Below are 19,081 nucleotides of genomic sequence, written 5' to 3' on the forward strand. Positions count from 1 at the left end.
TCTTAGATTAAGGTTTCTCTATTCACTTAATCCAAGTAACTATCCAACATATAAAACCAACTCTTTAAAGTGACACTGCAACTAAAATGCATGTAGAGGTTGGAAATTAGATGTCTTTTGAATATTAATATTTAGATTAAAATTAATATGTTAGGTACGTAGAAAGCTAAACCCGGTCACTCAGACAACACTTTATAAATAAACAGTTTAAACACAACCCCCGTAAAATCGCACTTCTTAGTCAACAACATACAAAAATCGATATTTTGGTATGTGCTAAACGTTGAATACAAAATAACTACGATGACTAATTCCAACTCGATGTCATTAGCAAGACAACCTTGATTACAGTGTTACTCTCGCAAACACGAATTCACCTTTCTGAAGATAAATTCGTGTGCCGATTAAAGCCCGTTAAAATTGACATTACTCTGGACGATTTAGACCATGTTAAGACGGTAAACGGCCACCACGCACGCGAACTGCCTTATCTTGCACACAACAAATTAAGCTACAGTGTAACGTAATTATCACCAAACATACTCTTAAATAAAGCCCCATCAATTACAAGACAACGAACGAAGCCAGGTCCTAGCCAAAACAGAAGTCACAACGTCACTAGCCTTAAAAACGCCATAGATTTAACCACTTAGAAATGGTGACATAAATACTGACACCAAAAATGATGGTTGTATTGTTTTCAGATCTTGCTGTAATTTAATTACAAATAGAGGCCCAAAAAAGCCTGATAAGTGGATTACTCCAACATAACTTACTGAATAAACGGCATTTAAATGGTTTTGAATAGCTAGGAATTTAGGGCAACTAAAGAGTTGGTATGTACGAGATAATCTACTAGAGGGTAAAATATTTAGTTATAGTGCACGAAGGTGTGAAAAAAGAAGGGCTGATGCCCTACTCTTCTTTATTACTCATTTCTTCACGAATTTGCTCAGCAACGATTTTGATCGCTTGTGCTGTGCTGATGCCTTGAGTCATCATTTCTTGAATTCGTTCAACAGCTTTCTGTTGTTCTTCGTGAGAAAGGGTTGGTAAGTCGTTTAGCATAGTCTGCTCCTTTATTTAGGAGCAGAACTATATAAGGACTGTTAGTAACTAGCAAGGAAATTGATTGAAGCACCCATTGCATTTTCATTGGTGTAGTTAGCACTTAGATCTAACTGGAACAAATTGAGTGGCGACAAACCGATACCAGCAGTGACTGTACCTTCTGAACCAGAGTATGCCAAATTCTTGTAGTACCCTGCCCTTAGCTGAAGTTGGCGTAGAACATCAACTTCTGTACCAACACGAATCATCTGTTCGTTATCTTTGAACGAAGTAAACTTTTCGGTTTCATTTAAGTCATAGTCGACACTAAGCGTGAAGTAGTCCGCTACGATACCAGCACCTACGGTATATACAGGCTCTAGTTTGTATGCGTATTGGCCACCGACTTTGTGTGTCACACCGCTGGTCGTACTCGTTAAAGTTTGAGATGTATCTTTGGTATTGATATCTCTAGATATTAAGTTGGTAGCCGAAAAACCAACTCGAAATGGACCTGTGAACCAAAGCGCGCCAGCATCCATATTAAAAGAAGTTTCACCTTCACCATTGTCTCTTACATCAGACAAATCGTAGCTCTTAACAGAAGCAACATAGTTGTATGTGTAAATACGTTGAAGTTTAGGCGTGATACCAAATGAAATATGCTGCCCCATAAAGGTTTGATATTTAGCGAGAGTTAATCCAACTTCGGTAACACCAATAGCAACGGCTTCTACCGTCGACAACTCAAGCTTATCGGCATCTGTCGCTGACGCTTCATTATAAACATTTGGTGTAGCAAACGATTCTGTATAGGCTTTGCCGAATAGGTTCGCCGCTATAAATTGATTTGGGATAGCGAATGCGACAACACCACCAAGTTCAACATTAGCTTGGTTACCATCGAGTTTTTTAAGAGCTGCATCTAAATCTGCAGTGTTTGTTGCAGCCAGAGCGGAATCAATATTTGATTTCATGTCTTGGGGGTCATTATAACTACCACCAAAACTTGGCGTGATCATACCCATATCATCGTTACGACGATAAATAGCAACAAGTGCTGGGTTATAGAATGGAGCTGTTAGGAAATTTGCTGAAACAACACCAACACCACCCATCGCATCACCACGCGCTTCAATGGCGTAGTTTGCTGCTGAAAGAGGAAGACTGGCGAATGCAATTGATGCTGCGAGTAGTTTAGTTGTATTTTTCATGCCGTTTATCTTTGTTAGATCCCTTACATTATTAACGGCTCAATTCTAAATTACTTTAGCTACTCTTCGCTAGAAATATCATAAGTTTTACTGATAGTTTGTGCTTGCTCTATCGCTATGTCACCTTGCCAGCGCGAATGTACCATTGAAACAGCTAAAACATAACGATCATTGGGCAGTTCTTCACCCGTTAAATTGGTCGGATAATCGGATTCATAACTTTTCCCCCACACCTGCTTATATCGTTCATCGACATAATCGTACAAACCTACTTCTAGCTTTGGTAATGGGCAATAAGGATTAAGCAGTGCTTTTTTATCGATCAGCCAAGTATCTTTCGATGCCCAACGTACTTGCTGACGCATAACCACTTCGCCAAGAATGATCCAGGTACTCCAGGAGTTACCGCTGTCTCCTTTCACAGTCAGGCGATAAAGTCCTGAATCAAGTTGAGACGCTAAGCTATAACGCTTGCTGTACATACTCACTGAAGCGTTGTTGATTACTGGATTGCCTTTGGTGAACTCACTATCAGACGAAACGACTTTGTCGACCCACTTCTCAAAGGTGATGTCTTGAATGTTGCTTTCCGATTCAACATCAATCGCCACGCGGAATGTTTCCCTACCTGGGCTTTGAATAATGTGTCTTTTAACGACGACCGAACTGACCCAATCCGGTAACGTTTTTTTTGTGAGCGTTTTACCACAATCTTTGTTCAATGCTTGATCGAACAGTTGATTGAGATGATCTTCGCGAGATTGCGAAGCATTAATTTGCCAAACTTCCACTAGTGAATCAAACATCAAGGCTAAATCGTTATCTAGCAGGTGCTTGTGTACTTGTGTCAGTGTATCACTATCCTTAAACCAATCAGCTGCTTGTGCAGTATTGATGACGCTGGATAAAATGAGTAGTGGAAGTAAGGCTTTTTTCATTACGCTTTCATCTTGTAGCCAACGCCACGTAAGGTTTCAATTTCTAAACCTGGTAACTTCTGTCTTAGTTGCAGAACATGCGTGTCTACGGTGCGAGTTGTTGGGAAGTGGTTGTAACCCCAAACGTGGTCTAGTAGCTCATCACGTGTAAACACTCGACCAAGGTTACTTGCCAAGAATAATAGTAAATCAAATTCCGTACGCGTTAATGTGACTTCCTGTTCATTAAAAAACACTTCACGCGTCGCTTTGTCTATTACAAGGTTTTGAGCCATCACTTTTGATGCGTCTTGATCTTCAGCATCAGGTAAGCGCAACTGCGCACGGATTCGAGCAAATAGTTCAGCTTCTGCAAATGGTTTGGTTAGGTAATCGTTCGCACCCGAGTCTAATCCCGCTACTTTGTCTTTTACTGTCACGAGCGCCGTTAGCAATATAACGGGGATGTCTTTCTTTTTCTTCCAACCTGGAAGTGAATCTACCGAGTCACCATCAGGAAGTTGACGGTCTAGGATCACAAGATCCGCTTGTTCCCAATAGCCTTCAACTTCAGAGATCAGCTCGGCATGCAAACATTCATATCCAGCTTGCTCAAGGCTAACTAATAAACCGTCAGCTAAATTTTTATCATCTTCAACGAGAAGCAATGTCTGTTTCACAAGGTATCTCCAAAATAAATGTTGTTGGGGGGCCGATAAGCGTCATGTGACCGCCCATTTTTCCGACCATAGATTCCACTATCGTCAGACCTAAACCGAGTCCACTCTTACTTACGAATGGCTTTCTTAGTTGCCCCCAATCTTTGCGAGACAAGTCTCCATTATCTATAACTTTGAATGTCAGCTTCTTGTCAGAAGTATTCAGTTCTAGTATCACTGGAGCAACACCGTATTTCACGGCATTTCTGATCAGGTTATCAATACAAGTACCTAACCAATATACGTTTACTTTTGCAGCAATATCTTTATTTACACGGAGTTCAATGCCCGGTGCAAAGTCTTCTTCAACTTTGTATTGAAGCCATTCTTCAACACTTGGCACCCACTCTGTTGCAAGCGGCTGGTTGTCTGATTGCAAATAATCTTTACTTGCTTCTGCCAACTGCCTTAAACGGCGTGTATCTTCACACAACCTACGAAATTCATCATATACCGATTCTGGCAAGTGTTCGAACTCTCGCCTAAACCCTTCAACCGTCAATGACAAACTCGCAATCGGCGTTCTTAATTCATGCGTTAGAATTTGAAGAACTAGCATCCGGCTCTTCATCTCTTGTTTTTTACTGTTCCAACGGTAAACCGCCCAACCCAACACAAGTAGGATGTTGGCGATCACCAATATAAACATGGCGATTTGTAGAAGCTCTGAATGGTCTTCTATTTCCCAACATACATTGCCTCGCTGGACGAAACAGCTGTTGCCTTCTGAGGACAAACTAAAGGATAAGCCCGCGAGCGTAGCGTTTTCGTTCCAAACTGATTCTTTATACAGGTAATATCTATCACCGCGCTTGACCCACATTTCATCAAGCTCAACAAACATACTCGCACCCGCTAGCAAAGCTGTTATGGCTTCGTTGTCCATCTTCTGTAGACGAGACAGTAGTTCATCGTGTTCGGTGTTTGGTCGCTCTTGAATGTGCATGTAGCGCTTTAACGAGTCAAACTTCTCTGGGTATAACTCAACGTATCGTGCGGCATATGAACCGCCACCAGGATGGATCAAACCACTACGAGTAAACCAACGATCAGAAAGCTTAGTTCCTTTGCACATTGCACGAGTAAAAACTAAAGGCTCGGTGATTAAAGGACTTAATGGCAGCTTCCCGCTACATGTTTTTGACAACCGGTATAAGCGTTGAATGTCTTTGAGTGGGTATTCTGCAGTTTGCGGCAACATAGAAGATGGCATGATCAAGCGAGTCGGGTAATCAGCCTGAAGCAATCGAATATCATAAGATTCAATTGCCATTTCATGATCAAAAAGTTTGGTGAAGTTATCGATACGCTCAGGTAAAGAGTCAGCAAACGCGTTTACTGAAACTGATAACGTAGCGATAAGCAGAGTAAATGTTCTTTTGATGATCACAAACCAACGCAAATTTATATAGATCAATCAAATATATACCATTCGTTATCAAAGATAAATTTATAAGCGCATGAAAGCCGCTCGAATGGCGAGTTGTAGCGACGAATTCAATCATATTAGGGTCATGTTGCACAGGTGCACTCGCTAGTCGTTTGATTAGTCATAACTTCATTCGAATGAGTTTTGCGTCCGTCGATCGGACTGCGCTTATTGCTTATGGGCCATAGATTGCTGCTTATGGGTCATAGATTGTTGCTTTAGGATACAGCGACTTTCAGATGAACAAAAAAAAGGAGCTCTAATGAGCTCCTTATTTGGTTACGACTTAATGCTTTTGCTTAGAAAATACTTAAAAAGTGTTTCCTATAGATGCTCTAGAATACCGAGACAGCTCTGTTTCGCATCACCAAACAACATCTGCGTATTCTCTTTGAAGAACAGTGGGTTTTGCACACCTGCGTAACCTGTGTTCATCGAACGTTTGAATACGATAACGTTCTGAGCATTCCAAACTTCAAGTACTGGCATGCCAGCGATTGGGCTGTTTGGATCTTCAAGTGCTGCTGGGTTCACTGTGTCGTTTGCACCGATAACCAAAACAGTATCGGTCTCATTGAAGTCATCGTTGAGTTCGTCCATTTCAAGAACGATATCGTAAGGTACTTTTGCTTCAGCAAGTAACACATTCATGTGACCCGGTAACCGACCGGCAACTGGGTGGATACCAAATCGAACATTGATGCCCTGCGCTCGCAGCTTCTCAGTGATTTCATGCACTGGGTATTGAGCTTGAGCTACTGCCATGCCGTATCCAGGAGTGATGATGACTGACTTCGAGTTTTTCAACATGTCAGCCACATCTTCAGCTGATGTTTCTCGGTGCTCACCCTGCTCTTCATCGCCATCAGACACAACCACGTCTTGACCGAAGCCACCAGCAATAACGCTGATGAAAGAGCGGTTCATTGCCTTACACATGATATAAGACAGAATCGCACCTGAAGAACCAACTAATGCACCTGTTATGATCAGTAGATCGTTCGCAAGCATAAAGCCGGCCGCCGCTGCTGCCCAACCTGAGTACGAGTTAAGCATAGAGACAACCACTGGCATATCTGCACCACCAATCGATGCCACTAAGTGGTAACCGAATACGAATGCAATGAGTGTCATCACCATCAACGCAAGCATGCTACCGTCAGCATTAACGAACATGATCATTAGCAAGGTCGAAACAACAATAGCTGCTAGGTTCCACTTGTGCTTATGAGGGATGTTCATTGCCGAGGAAGAGATAACGCCACGAAGTTTACCAAACGCAACAATCGAACCTGTGAAGGTTACCGCACCTATAAACACACCAAGGAACACTTCTACCAAGTGAATAACGTGCTCTGCATGAATATCGGCAGGGTTGATAGAAACAGCAGCGGGTGGATCAATGTAGCTGTTGTAACCTACAAGTACTGCTGCCATACCCACGAAGCTGTGGAGAATTGCCACCAGCTCTGGCATTTCAGTCATTTCGACTTTTCGTGCGTAGTGGATACCAATACCACCACCGATCACCATAGCAATGATGATCCACACAATACCTGCTGAATGGGGGCCAAAGATCGTCGCGATCAACGCAATTGCCATACCCGTGATACCGTAATAGTTACCTGCGCGCGCAGATTCCTGTTTCGATAACCCTTTCAAACTCATTATAAAGAATACAGCAGCAACAATATAAGCTGCTTGTACTAATCCTTCAGACATCTGCTACTCCTTAGTCTTTACGGAACATTTCAAGCATACGTTTGGTCACAGTAAAGCCACCAAAGATATTGATACTTGCAATTAATACGGCAATAAATGATAAGAACGTGACGACGCCACTTCCTTGTCCTATTTGTAATAGTGCGCCTAATACAATGATCCCTGAGATCGCGTTAGTTACCGACATCAAAGGCGTATGAAGAGAATGGCTTACGTTCCAAACGACGTAATAACCCACCACGCAAGCGAGAACAAAAACGGTAAAGTGAGATAAGAACGCAGCCGGAGCAACCGACGCTACCCAAGCGAATGCACCAACAGCAACCACCATACCCGCCACTTTCTTAATTGGAGAAGCAGGTTCTTCAACTTTAGGCTCAGGTTTGTCCGCTTTTGGCTTAGCTTGTTGTGGTTGAGCTGAAACTTGAATTGGCGGAGCTGGCCAAGTGACCTCGCCCTCTTTGACCACAGTAACACCGCGCAAAACGACATCTTCAAAGTCGATATTGATGTTGCCATCTTTCTCTTTGCAAAGCAGTTTCAGCAGGTTAACTAGGTTCGTTGCATACAGTTGAGATGATTGAGTCGGTAGTCGACCAACCATATCGGTGTAACCGACTACCTTCACGCCGTTAGTCGTTGTAATAACTTGATCCGCAACCGTGTATTCACAGTTACCGCCATTGGCAGCAGCAAGATCCACAATCACACTACCTGCACTCATACTGTCTACCATCTCTTTGGTAATCAGCTTAGGGGCTGGGCGACCTGGAATCAGTGCCGTTGTAATAATGATATCGACATCTTTTACTTGAGCTGCATAAAGTTCTTCAGCTTTCTTGTTGAATGCTTCAGACATCTCTTTTGCGTAGCCGTCGCCCGCGCTGGTATCTTCCTTGAAATCCACTTCCAAGAATTCAGCGCCCATAGACTCGACTTGCTCTTTTACTTCAGGACGAACATCGAATGAACGAACGATCGCACCTAAGCTGCCTGCAGCGCCAATTGCCGCTAAGCCAGCAACACCCGCACCAGCAACCAATACTTTCGCAGGTGGAACTTTACCTGCCGCCGTAATTTGACCCGTGAAGAATCGACCAAATTCATGTGCCGCTTCAACCACAGCACGATAACCCGCGATGTTAGCCATAGAACTCAATGCATCCAGTGCTTGAGCTCTTGAAATACGAGGTACGGAATCCATCGCCATCACGTTGATGTTACGAGTGGACAATTGATCCATTAATTCTGGGTTCTGAGCTGGCCAAATAAAACTGACCAATGTTGCGCCATCTTTAAGAAGATCAATTTCATTTTTAGTTTCGTCAACGATCGGAGCGTTAACTTTAAAAATAATATCGGATTTCCAAGCTTCATCAGCGGTGACAATTTTTGCTCCAGCTTGTTCATAAGCTGAATCTTCAAAACTTGCTAACGCACCTGCTTGTGATTCAACACAAACTTCAAATCCTAATTTTAGAAGCTGTTCTACCGATTTCGGCGAAGCAGCAACTCGCGTTTCACCTGCGAGTGTTTCTCTTGGTACACCAATTTGCATAGCTATTCCTTGACTATTGGCACGAATGACTTATTCGTTTGTATCTAACGACAACTAATACTTCAAGTGTTTTATTCAAAGAACAGAAAAAGTTATTACTTATAACGATTTGGATGGAATTTGAGCGCTTCATTTGAAGAAATGACGACCGTCTCGAACTGAGAGGTCAAACCACTTGCAAATAATCCTTTAAATAACAACCGAGTAGCTGTTCTTTGTTCCTAAAACTAAAAAGAGCTTTCAGCATATACACTGAAAGCCCTTCTAATTATGACCAACATCAATTCTAACCCTATTTGGTTAGCTAAAAATGCTATCGCCCATTTGGTCGATGAACATCTGCGATTTTTTAAGCATCAGTTCATCGGCGTCTTGTTTGTTTGAAACAACATCTGAACGAATAAAACGATGGGTTTTGATTTCACCATCAAATTCTTTCTCGATTCGCCCAGCTACACGGTATTGACCAGATTCAGCAATGGCATCTTGATAGATATTGAAGCCTTTGTATTCGACTGGCTCAATTTCTACTTTTTGTTCGGTTTTTTCTTTGCCACTAAATAATCTAGAAAAGAATCCCACGTTTTTACTCCTAAAATGACCGCATTAACCGTAAACTATCATGACTGTTTGCCGCTCAACAATGGCTTTTCATACCATTGTAATTCAACGTCATCATCAAAATTATGTTGACTAAAGATTACGGGCACATTGTCGTCACGCTCGCGTCTTCTGTCGTCAATGATCATACTTTCTGCATTTTTGACCGCGATCTCACTATTTCGTTTATACAGTACCAATTTATCCTCTGGCAATGCCGATAGAAAATCGACATCGAAGCGAATATAGATGGGTTTAAGCTGACCTAAAGCCAAACACGCAAGATCGGCTAACTGCTCGTTGGTATAGCCAGAAACATACTCCTCTGTCGCTAATACATTTCCCACCAAAGTTTCCATATAGTTATGGACATCGACACTGATTTGCATAATACACCTCCATGTTGAGCGGTTGTTTCTAGTTTAATCGTTGTTGCAGCTAATCATTGTTGTAACTAATCGCCGTTGTAGCTAACCGCTTCTGCAGCTAGTCGTTATAACATCTGTTCATAGCTACTTACGTAACCACCTAACTCTTAAGCACAAACTATCTAAATCTAGTTAAGTAGCAATAACAGCTGTTTCATTTATCATATATACTGTTTAGCTCGTTCTTAGCTTAATAGCAACCGAAACACATATTAATTTAATTGTACAATTAGCGAGCTATGATCATGTTTTTGCTATAATTTAGTGAAAAAGCTTGGCAATTGCTTGTTTACCCGTATCCTACGTATAAAATTAAAATATAAGATCATCATTATAGTTAGGCTCACCACATAAATGACATCTTCTTTCGTCACGTCGAGCATATTTCGATTTTGCTTTCCCTTACTTCTATTAGCAATATTACTTGCAGGTATGAACAACGTCATCCTAGTGACGGATTCAAACTTAGGGTTTGCTAGCAACCTCCCATACATTCTATTGAGCGTTGCGGTTTTGCTGTGCCACACATTTAAGCAAGGTCGTATGGCCATGGTGTCCTTAACCATGCTCGTCGCATACCTCATCATTCAAGTTCGTTTACAAACGCCACTCAACACAGGCACCACTCTATTAGAACTGTCTCTGTTAACCGCTTTAGTTCCTGTAACGTGCTTACTGGTGTATGCCTTCCCAGATAACGGCGTTAACTCGAAATCCATGTTCCTATATGCTTTGGTTCTCGTTCTGTTTACGGTATGGGCACAATTAATTGTTTCTCATTTCCAGTCAGGTGGATTTGAGTCGTGGAGCGAAGGTATCCTGTTTATCGTTAACGGATTCTCGAGGCTGCCTTTCGTTTTAGTTCTGTATAGCCTGTGCTTACTTGGTCTTACTTCGATTTTAGTGCTGGTATACAACCGCGCGATTGATGTTGTCGTATACAGCGCAATTTTACTTTCAACTAGTACATTCATATTTTTTGATGTGCAATACATCTCTAGTACGATGTTCTCGTTGTCTGGTACGCTATTCATTATCTATGTCGTCTCTGCTAGCCATGATATGGCCTTTAATGACCGTTTAACTAACATTCCAGGTAGACACGCACTAGAAGTGGATATGAAGCACTTAGGGCGAAAATACTCAATGGCGATGGTTGATATCGACCACTTCAAGAAATTTAACGATACCTACGGGCATGACATTGGCGACGATGTGTTGAAGTTGGTAGCACGTATATTGAGTGAAACAACCGGTGGTGCAAAAGCTTATCGCTATGGTGGTGAAGAGTTTACGATTATTTTTAAAGGGAAATACTCGGAACAGGTTAAAGAACACCTACAGGCTCTCATTTCCGAAGTACAAAACTACGATATGACGATTCGAAATAGCAACGATCGCCCTGACGACCATGAAGTCGGCATTAAAAAGCGTGGCCAGAACAACAAATCAACTGAAGTCGTAAACGTAACGGTGAGCATTGGGCTGTCTGATAGTAGAACCACTAAACAACCCGTAGAAGTCTTGAAACTTGCCGATAACGCACTGTACAAAGCAAAAGAAACTGGCCGAAACAAGCTGTGTGTCGATATTTAAAGACGTTGAAACTCGTGGAATGTAAAGCTCTGAACATCGAAATTTAACGGTGTGAACATCGAAAGCGTTGGTGCTTAGACTAGTCTTGGTTAAAGAAGATGACTAAGCTCCCTCCTTTCAAACTACTTCCGTAATTGATAGTAAACCCTATTCCTACATTGTCGACCCAGTCATTAAACAGATTTGGGTTAAGCAACCAACCTACACTACCTTCGTAGTAAGCTGTAGTGCCCATAGACGCGACAGTATCACCACCAATATCAATTCTTCTTATACTCGAATACATGGATGTGATGTTTTTGTCCCAACGAACTAAGTCATAGAAGATCTTAGCTTCATTTGCTATGTACCAACCTTCTGGGTGACCAATATTACCGTTATTGGCTTCTCCCCAACCTATACCATTAAAGTAATGCCAACTGGTACTGAGTTTATATTTACCCCAGTCATTCTTATCTTCAAACATCAACTTTATCTTAGGCTCTATTATGTATGCCCAAGCATCCGTGTTCAGATAAAGACCATCCAGTTGACCTTGAATTGGTGCAAGCAACGAAGAACGATATTCAAAATCGTTTCGATAATAGGAAATATGGTTACCAATTGCAGAACTAAAACTCCAGTATTCGTTCAACTGGGATACGTTCGCATACTCAACGTAACCAGAAACAACAGACTCTTTTTGAAAGTCGCTTATCGTTGAACTGGCATATTGAACATCCTTCTCTATCCGCAACGCAGATAAACGAAGTGTTACTTCTTGATGGTTGTCTTCAATATAACTTGGCACTTCAAAGGTATAAGGAAGGCTAAGGGACGCGATATTTTGTCTGCGACTTACTGAGTCATTAGAGCCAATATCTTCATTGTCCAAACTAAAGACTTTGTTGGGATCAAAATTATTTATGCCAAAGGTAAACACATCCGTATCATTGAGCAAAACACTCGTTGCGAAGGTTTGTTCAATGTCTTTTCTGACCAGTTCAGAGAGTGAAGCTGAGTTAACAGTTGTTGGAGACACGGAAACAAACAGAGTTAATACAAGACCTTTGTTTGAGTTAGTCATGACGAATGACTTGGAATGCTGCATTTCTTTTATCACTTAAGTCACTTCCTGGCTTATAAGCTACTAGAAGTATAATTCAGGTTACTACCGAAGCTCGTCAACTATTGCTCAAGCTCCATAATATCGCGTTGTATGTAGGTATTTCTTCCACTTTGCTTAGCCTGATAAAGCGCTTGGTCTACCTTTTCGTAAATAGAAGCGATAGCTTCACCGCCTTCAGGCACGAATGACAGCACACCTTGTGACACTGTCACCCTGTCAGACACGGTGGAGTAGTCGTGGACGTAGTTCATTTGATGCAGCGCTTCTTTTACACGATTGGCCTGTAAATTAGCCGCGGAGCTGTCGGTATCACTCAGAATGATGACGAACTCTTCACCGCCGTAACGTCCAACAAACTCTCCAGCTCGAACAAAGAGATCTTTCAAAGTATTGGCAAGCCCTTGCAGGCACTTATCCCCTTGAATATGGCCATAGTTATCGTTGTAAGGCTTAAAGAAGTCAACATCGAGTAGTATGACGGTCATGGATATATTACGTCGTCCGTGCCACGCAATGCTCTCTTCAAGCTTAGTATCCATATATCGACGGTTGTATAATTTGGTTAGGCCGTCTTCGTTGGCTTGTTGTTGCAGTAAAATATTCAGTTCTTCGAGTTTGGCGGTACTCTGTTTTAACTCTCGTCTCATGTGCGCAATACGCTGCATCGCAATCAACTTAGAGTTCAAAACAACTTTGTTTACCGGTTTGATCAAATAATCATCGCCGCCGGCATCAATCGCTTTTGCGATCATTTCAGGCTCTTCATGACCGCTCAAAAAGATGATCGGAACCCATTCTGGGAATTGTCGACGAACTTCGTTAGCGACCTCAAAACCATCCATGTCTGGCATGCTGATATCCAATAACACGAGTTCAGGATCAAAATCAGAATAAACATTGAGGGCTTCTTTTCCGCTACCAACAGCTTCTACAACATGACCCAGTTGCTTGAGTCGAATAGCGAGTTGCATCCTATCCAGTTGAACGTCATCAACTAGCAATATGCGCATCGAAGATCCCTTTTCTATCATCACATCACCTTTATCTAGTGTTGAATATTCAAAGTAGCTCAAATTTGGGCTTAAATCATGCCCTAATCTCTATATTATATTGACTTTTTTACAGATCTTTTTAGCATTGTTTCTTTTTAAAGAGAAATACTATGTCAGACGCTACAAACAACGAAGTACAAGAAATCGATTTAACCACTATCTCACCAGAGCTTCGCCAAGTTATCGAATTTGATGAAGTGCCTAAAGAGATGCACAACATGGTTACTTCTATTCACGAAGTGTCTGAAGAAGCAGTGCGTGAAACTTGGAGCAGCCTTCCAGCAAGCGCACAAAATGTTTTGGACAACTTTGAGCAATTCCACGCTCTAATCTCTGTTAGCCAAGCTTTCGCTGGCGTAAACATGATGGAGGAGTTCCCTACTCTTAAACTTCCAGAAGGCATGTCTGATGAAGAAAAAGAAGAGTACCGAGCTCAACTGCTTGACCAAATTTTACATAACTGTGTAAAAGACATGGCTAAGCAAATCAAGAAAGCGCGCCGTGATGCTATCTTGAAGCGTGATTTCAAAGAAGTTTTCATCCGCTAAGCTATTCAGAGCATCTAAATTTAGGTTGAATGCTTAACGAAAGCTTAATGATTAAGCCGTATGTTATTTAAAACATGCGGCTTTTTTGTACCTGCAGCTTTTTCTATACGTTCTTTTGTGGCTCTTATAATTCTAACTTTTCTCATTGCACAAAAAATACGCATAAACACTCATATAGTATGACGCAAAACTGGCAGTGATACCGTATAAAAATGACGCATGTAGTCATTTATGGAATCAACATCGAGTCACAGAATCAAGATCGAGTTTTACCCGTTCTAAAATGAAACCAAAAACCAGGTACGTCGTGGGATCTTAATGTATTACCGCTAGATCTGAATATCTTGTCGCATGAGCTTGCTGCATAAACTTAGTGCATAAGTTTAGTGCGTAATCGCGATATCTCTTTGCGCGACACTCACGCCTTTAATTTGTGCGTAGACACGTTGTCCAATTTCTAAATTCAGCTCATCCAGCGCCCACAATGTAATGGTTGCCCATAGGTAGCATCCGGCCTCAAGTTCTAACTCGACAGCGACACTCTGCTTATTCGAGCCTTGTTGGTGCGTCTCTACCCTTTTAATAGTGACAGGTAGGATATTACGTATCGAAGTGCCTTCCGGCTGCTGTAGCGTGATAGAGACATCATTTGCCCTCACTTGCAGCCTTACTGTAGTGCCAAGCTCGCTCGATACCTTTTGAACCCAAAGTGACGTTGATTTACCTAATGTTAGACGTGACAACGCATAATCATCATTATGTTCCGTTAACGTCGCTTCAAACAACGAACTTTGCTCTGAAAAAGATTGCCACGGTTGCATGGCTCTCGATGCCCATACCTCTTCTGTCATCCCCGATGAAATAACTTTGCCTTGATCAATGATCACAAGGTGATTTGCCAAGCGTAATATTTCATTGAGGCTATGAGTGACATAGATAATCGGTATTTGGACGGTTTCAGATAAGTTTTCCAGAAACGGCATTACTTCACGCTTACGAGGTAAGTCCAGAGACGCCAATGGCTCATCCATCAATAGAATGCTGGGCTTAGACAACAGTGCTCGGCCAATCGCTACACGTTGCTTCTCCCCCCCAGACAAGCGGGCTGGATAGCGATCAAGCAGCGAGCCCAACGATAGCAGCGAGACTATTTGTTCAAAGTGCACGTTATCGACGCATTTCACGCCGTACTTTAAATTCGCCGCTACCTTCATGTGTGGGAACAATCGCGATTCTTGGAATACATAGCCGACGTTGCGTTTGTGAGTTGGTAAGTTGATGCCATTTTCACTATCAAACAGAATGGTTCCAGATACGCTGATCAAGCCATTATCTGGTTGTGTGAGACCACTAATGGCATTGATAAGTGAAGTTTTACCTGCACCAGAACGACCGAAAATTGCCGTAATACCAGTACTTGGCAATTCTAAGTCAATATCAAAAAACGTTTCACCAAGCTGTTGCTGATATTGGAGGACCAAAGCGCTCATGCGTTGCCCCCCAAACGTTTTGCTGACTTTTTGTTGAGCCATTCAGATAACATCAGTGAACTCAGTGCGATAACAATAGAAATGACACACAAACGCGCCGCTTCCATTTCAGCTCCAGGGGTTTCAATAAAGGTATACATGGCTAAAGGAATGGTTTGAGTTTCTCCAGGTATATTGGAAACGAAGCTGATGGTCGCACCAAACTCACCCAAGCTTCTCGCAAATGAAAGCATGGTGCCAGTAATGATCCCAGGGATCATTAAAGGTAAAGTGATGGTGAAAAACACACGAAGAGGTGAAGCGCCTAGCGTGGCTGCAGCCTCTTCAAGTTTACTGTCTACGGTTTCTAAGCTCAGTCGTATAGAACGTACCATCAGAGGTAACGCCACGACCACACACGCCAGAGCAGCGCCCTTCCAGCTAAAACTGAATACAATACCAAACACGTCATTAAGCCACGATCCAATAATGCCTTGCCTACCCATCATCACTAGTAGCAAATAACCAATAACCACGGGTGGAAGCACCAAAGGCAAATGAACAATACTTTCTACAATGCTTTTGCCCACAAATTGTTTCTTAGCAAGCAACCATGCTAAGCCGATACCGATAGGAATAAGCCACAAGATGGCAAACCCAGCGACTTTCAAGCTCAGCATTAACGCTTGGTATTCGTATTCCGATAAATACATCATTTAGCGCACTTCAAATCCAAAACTGTTCAAGGTGTCCTTCGCTTTTTCGCTCTTTAGGAAAGTATAGAACTGTTCTGCGACGACTTTATCACTCAATTTCGCTACAGGGTAACGTATTGGCGTATGTAAATCGGATGGGAACGTCGACACTAGGTTCACTTCCTTAGAAAGCAACGCATCTGTTTTGTAGACAATGCCAAGCTTAGCTTCACTACGCTCTACCAAAGCCAATGCCATACGTACATTGTTACTTGGTGCCAATCGAGTCTTCACATCATCCCATACGCCTAACGTTTCTAGCGCTTCCTTCGCATAGATACCCGCAGGAACCGACATGGTGTTGCCAACCGCAAGCCTTTCATTAGTAAGTAGTTTAGACCATTGAACACCGTTTGATAGCTCCAAAGATATTGGCATCTCTTTAGGGGAAATCAGCACAAGCTCGTTTTTACATAAATTAGTGACATTGTCACTAAAAGCCAATTGACGATCGACTAAATGCGTCATCCATTTTTCGTTTGCCGAGATAAAGATGTCTGCTGGCGCACCTCTTTCGATTTGGCGCACCAAAGAAGACGTGCTCGCATAGACTGGAATCACATCGACAGAGTGATCTTTCTCAAACTCTTCAACTAACAAGTTAACCGCATTTGTCATAGACGACGCAGCATAAACTCGTAGCTTTTCGGCAGCCAAAAGATGAGTAGAATTCAGTGCCGAAGCTAAGACGATAGTTAAAAGGATGACTCGTTTTTTCATTATTCTCATTTAATCTATTGTTCGTTTAAATTCTTGAGCTAACTTCTAAGTTGCGGCCTAAGCTGTTAATTCAGGCCAAAGCAGGTCAAGGTTCAAGTGATCTTCGATGGCATCAGCGATTCGATTGATACCCAACTCTTTAAGCTGTTCATGGTCAATCGCTGTCACATCATTGGCGCCTGCCCATTCGCAAATAAGCGACAATGCATCACTGTTATCGAATACACCATGCAGGTAAGTACCAAAAATTGAGTTATCTTGATTCATAGCACCATCAACACTCCCAGATTCTAACTGAACCGGTAATACCGTTTCATTGACATCAGTCCTACCTACGTGGATTTCATACCCTTTTACTTGTGCAGTTTTGCCATCAAGTGTCATGGTTCCACACACATTAGTTAAGGTTTTCTGCTGTGTTAGTGTCGTTTCAGTATCAAGATACCCCAACCCTTCACTGCTTCCAGGTTTCCCTTCAACACCATCTGGATCATGAATGATGTTCCCTAGCATCTGATAACCGCCACAAATACCCATGACTTTGCCGCCTAGTCGTAGGTGACGCTGAATATCTTTATCCCAGCCTTGCTGTTTTAAGTATTCCAAATCGGCTCTTACCGATTTTGTTCCCGGCAATACAATCAAATCCGCGTTGTTCAGGCGCTCGCCTTTGCCTACGTAACGTAAATCAATCGACGGGTTAAGTCGCAGAGCGTCAAAGTCTGTATGGTTACTGATTCGAGTTAGTACAGGCACCACAACCTTGAGTTTAGCTTCTCCGTCAGATTCTTGGGCTGAGGTAATGGCATCTTCCGCTTCTAAGTTAAAACCATGTAGATAAGGCAAAACCCCTATCACAGGCTTACCTGTTTTCTCTTCTAGCCAATCTAAACCCGATTGTAAAAGCGCAATATCACCTCTAAAACGGTTTATCACAAAGCCTTTTACGCGCGCTTGTTCAGATTCAGATAACAGAGCTAACGTGCCGTAGAGATGTGCAAAAACGCCACCACGATCAATATCAGCAACGATGATCACTGGGACGTCTGCCTTTTCAGCAAAGCCCATGTTCGCGATATCGTTTTCTCGAAGATTGATCTCTGCGGGACTGCCCGCACCTTCAATCATCACGCTTTGGTATTCATCGGAAAGTCGATCAAATGAATCGATAACCGAATTCATCGCAACTTTCTTGTAGTCGTGATATCCGATCGCTTCCATATTCGTCAGTGCTCTACCTTGTAGGATCACTTGCGCGCCCGTATCTGAATTGGGTTTTAGCAATACAGGGTTCATATGAACGGTAGGCTCAATATTACAAGCTTGTGCCTGAACTGCTTGAGCACGACCAATCTCGCCACCATCTTTTGTTACTGCGCTGTTTAGCGCCATATTTTGTGGCTTAAATGGTGCCACTTTGATGCCTTTCCTTGCCAAAACACGGCATAAACCTGCCACCAAAACACTTTTTCCGGCATCTGATGTTGTCCCTTGAACCATAAGGGCGTTTAACGGTGATCGCATCTGTACTTAAATCCTTTATTTCTTAATTTTCAATTTATAGCTGTGGGCAATGTTTCTCTGCTTCCATCTTAACGTCATTACCAAGTAGATGCTCAATAAAATGAATGGAAAATGAATGTGTTACTCACTATGGATTCAACCTCAGTGTTGTTTAATAGCTCCATCGAAACGAAGCTTACAAACAAAATAAGCGCACTAACGAAAAGAAACGTTTCAAATTCAGAAAAACGTTTCTACTAAAAAAACAACATTAAGGGATTCACCATGAAAAAAACTGTATTAGCTATCGCATCTACTATTATCCTTGCTCCTACTTTCGCAATGGCTAGTGACCATCACAACAACAGCGAAAACAACAAGCATCAGAGCGCTATTGCTTACACAGGACCGATTGAAACAGTTTCGGTTGCGACTTTACTAGCAGACACCAGCATGTTCGCAGAGCAAGAAGCGATTGTAGATGGCAAGATTGTTCGTCAACTAAAGAATGATACGTTTGTATTCTCTGATGGTCAGAGTGAAATTCAAATCGAACTGGATGACGATATCCTTCTAGCACAGCCGCTCACTGCAGATACAAAAGTTCGTATATTTGGCGAATACGAAGGTGGCAAAACGCCAGAGATCGAAGTTGATCATATTCAAGTTTTGTAAGCTCTAAACTCCGTCCAG

The 19,081-nt window shown here is 42.2% G+C and carries 18 protein-coding genes; 3 read left to right on the plus strand and 15 right to left on the minus strand.

Translation table 11 applies throughout. The features are described from left to right. Window positions 1-915: 915 nt before the first annotated feature. From OCV44_RS20695 to OCV44_RS20735, 9 genes are all read right to left on the minus strand, one after another. Window positions 916-1,068 (minus strand): YoaH family protein, encoded by a 153-nt coding sequence (locus tag OCV44_RS20695; RefSeq protein ID WP_004731009.1) that lies wholly within the window; start codon window positions 1,066-1,068, stop codon window positions 916-918. A 41-nt stretch (window positions 1,069-1,109) separates the two neighbouring features. Beyond that, complete coding sequence (locus OCV44_RS20700) at window positions 1,110-2,264, minus strand: conjugal transfer protein TraF (protein ID WP_012600631.1); 1,155 nt, start codon at window positions 2,262-2,264, stop codon at window positions 1,110-1,112. Window positions 2,265-2,323: 59 nt separating this feature from the next. Beyond that, window positions 2,324-3,202, minus strand: a complete 879-nt coding sequence (locus OCV44_RS20705; protein ID WP_139684299.1) for a DUF2861 family protein — start codon at window positions 3,200-3,202, stop codon at window positions 2,324-2,326. After that, the gene (vxrB, locus tag OCV44_RS20710; RefSeq protein WP_132763201.1) at window positions 3,202-3,861 is read right to left on the minus strand and encodes a response regulator transcription factor VxrB; all 660 of its coding nucleotides are present in this window, start codon (window positions 3,859-3,861) and stop codon (window positions 3,202-3,204) included. Before vxrB ends, OCV44_RS20705 begins: the two co-directional genes overlap by 1 nt. After that, window positions 3,836-5,308 carry a sensor histidine kinase VxrA gene (gene vxrA, locus OCV44_RS20715; protein ID WP_009845362.1) on the minus strand — a complete coding sequence of 491 codons (1,473 nt, stop codon included), beginning with the start codon at window positions 5,306-5,308 and terminating at the stop codon, window positions 3,836-3,838. The genes vxrB and vxrA overlap by 26 nt, the downstream gene beginning before the upstream one ends. A gap of 345 nt (window positions 5,309-5,653) precedes the next feature. Then, window positions 5,654-7,051, minus strand: a complete 1,398-nt coding sequence (gene pntB / locus OCV44_RS20720) for a Re/Si-specific NAD(P)(+) transhydrogenase subunit beta (RefSeq protein WP_139684298.1) — start codon at window positions 7,049-7,051, stop codon at window positions 5,654-5,656. Between the two features lie 10 nt (window positions 7,052-7,061). Then, on the minus strand, window positions 7,062-8,609 hold the full coding sequence (gene pntA / locus OCV44_RS20725) for a Re/Si-specific NAD(P)(+) transhydrogenase subunit alpha (RefSeq protein ID WP_139684297.1): 1,548 nt from the start codon (window positions 8,607-8,609) through the stop codon (window positions 7,062-7,064). A 300-nt stretch (window positions 8,610-8,909) separates the two neighbouring features. After that, window positions 8,910-9,191, minus strand: coding sequence for an HlyU family transcriptional regulator (locus OCV44_RS20730; protein ID WP_012600627.1), 282 nt, complete (start codon window positions 9,189-9,191; stop codon window positions 8,910-8,912). A gap of 38 nt (window positions 9,192-9,229) precedes the next feature. After that, window positions 9,230-9,598: a late competence development ComFB family protein gene (locus OCV44_RS20735; protein WP_009845358.1), complete on the minus strand. Its 369-nt coding sequence runs from the start codon at window positions 9,596-9,598 to the stop codon at window positions 9,230-9,232. 393 nt (window positions 9,599-9,991) lie between these two features. Between OCV44_RS20735 and OCV44_RS20740 the strand changes: the two genes are divergently transcribed. Beyond that, the gene (locus OCV44_RS20740) at window positions 9,992-11,233 is read left to right on the plus strand and encodes a GGDEF domain-containing protein (RefSeq protein WP_139684296.1); all 1,242 of its coding nucleotides are present in this window, start codon (window positions 9,992-9,994) and stop codon (window positions 11,231-11,233) included. A 79-nt stretch (window positions 11,234-11,312) separates the two neighbouring features. On the opposite strand, the gene OCV44_RS20745 is transcribed toward OCV44_RS20740, so the two are convergent. After that, a complete protein-coding gene (locus OCV44_RS20745; protein ID WP_390903466.1) occupies window positions 11,313-12,299 on the minus strand; it encodes a Solitary outer membrane autotransporter beta-barrel domain in 987 nt (328 codons plus the stop codon). Between the two features lie 101 nt (window positions 12,300-12,400). Further along, window positions 12,401-13,372, minus strand: a complete 972-nt coding sequence (locus OCV44_RS20750) for a diguanylate cyclase (protein ID WP_211349756.1) — start codon at window positions 13,370-13,372, stop codon at window positions 12,401-12,403. Window positions 13,373-13,503: 131 nt separating this feature from the next. Here OCV44_RS20750 and OCV44_RS20755 point away from each other — a divergent pair, with 131 nt between their 5' ends. Continuing rightward, on the plus strand, window positions 13,504-13,941 hold the full coding sequence (locus OCV44_RS20755) for a DUF3069 domain-containing protein (protein ID WP_004731036.1): 438 nt from the start codon (window positions 13,504-13,506) through the stop codon (window positions 13,939-13,941). A 383-nt stretch (window positions 13,942-14,324) separates the two neighbouring features. On the opposite strand, the gene modC is transcribed toward OCV44_RS20755, so the two are convergent. From modC to OCV44_RS20775, 4 genes are read right to left on the minus strand one after another with little or no spacing between them, the layout of a single operon-like run. Further along, window positions 14,325-15,431 (minus strand): molybdenum ABC transporter ATP-binding protein ModC, encoded by a 1,107-nt coding sequence (gene modC, locus OCV44_RS20760; protein WP_139684294.1) that lies wholly within the window; start codon window positions 15,429-15,431, stop codon window positions 14,325-14,327. Beyond that, on the minus strand, window positions 15,428-16,126 hold the full coding sequence (gene modB, locus OCV44_RS20765) for a molybdate ABC transporter permease subunit (RefSeq protein WP_139684293.1): 699 nt from the start codon (window positions 16,124-16,126) through the stop codon (window positions 15,428-15,430). The genes modC and modB overlap by 4 nt, the downstream gene beginning before the upstream one ends. After that, window positions 16,127-16,885: a molybdate ABC transporter substrate-binding protein gene (modA, locus tag OCV44_RS20770; RefSeq protein WP_139684292.1), complete on the minus strand. Its 759-nt coding sequence runs from the start codon at window positions 16,883-16,885 to the stop codon at window positions 16,127-16,129. A gap of 57 nt (window positions 16,886-16,942) precedes the next feature. Continuing rightward, window positions 16,943-18,409, minus strand: a complete 1,467-nt coding sequence (locus OCV44_RS20775) for a cobyric acid synthase (RefSeq protein ID WP_139684291.1) — start codon at window positions 18,407-18,409, stop codon at window positions 16,943-16,945. 264 nt (window positions 18,410-18,673) lie between these two features. Between OCV44_RS20775 and OCV44_RS20780 the strand changes: the two genes are divergently transcribed. Continuing rightward, entirely contained in the window at window positions 18,674-19,063 is a 390-nt protein-coding gene (locus tag OCV44_RS20780; RefSeq protein WP_139684290.1) for a YgiW/YdeI family stress tolerance OB fold protein, read from the plus strand. The last annotated feature ends 18 nt before the right edge of the window (window positions 19,064-19,081 follow it).

This window comes from Vibrio tasmaniensis, from assembly GCF_024347635.1.
Taxonomy (GTDB): Bacteria; Pseudomonadota; Gammaproteobacteria; order Enterobacterales; family Vibrionaceae; genus Vibrio; species Vibrio tasmaniensis.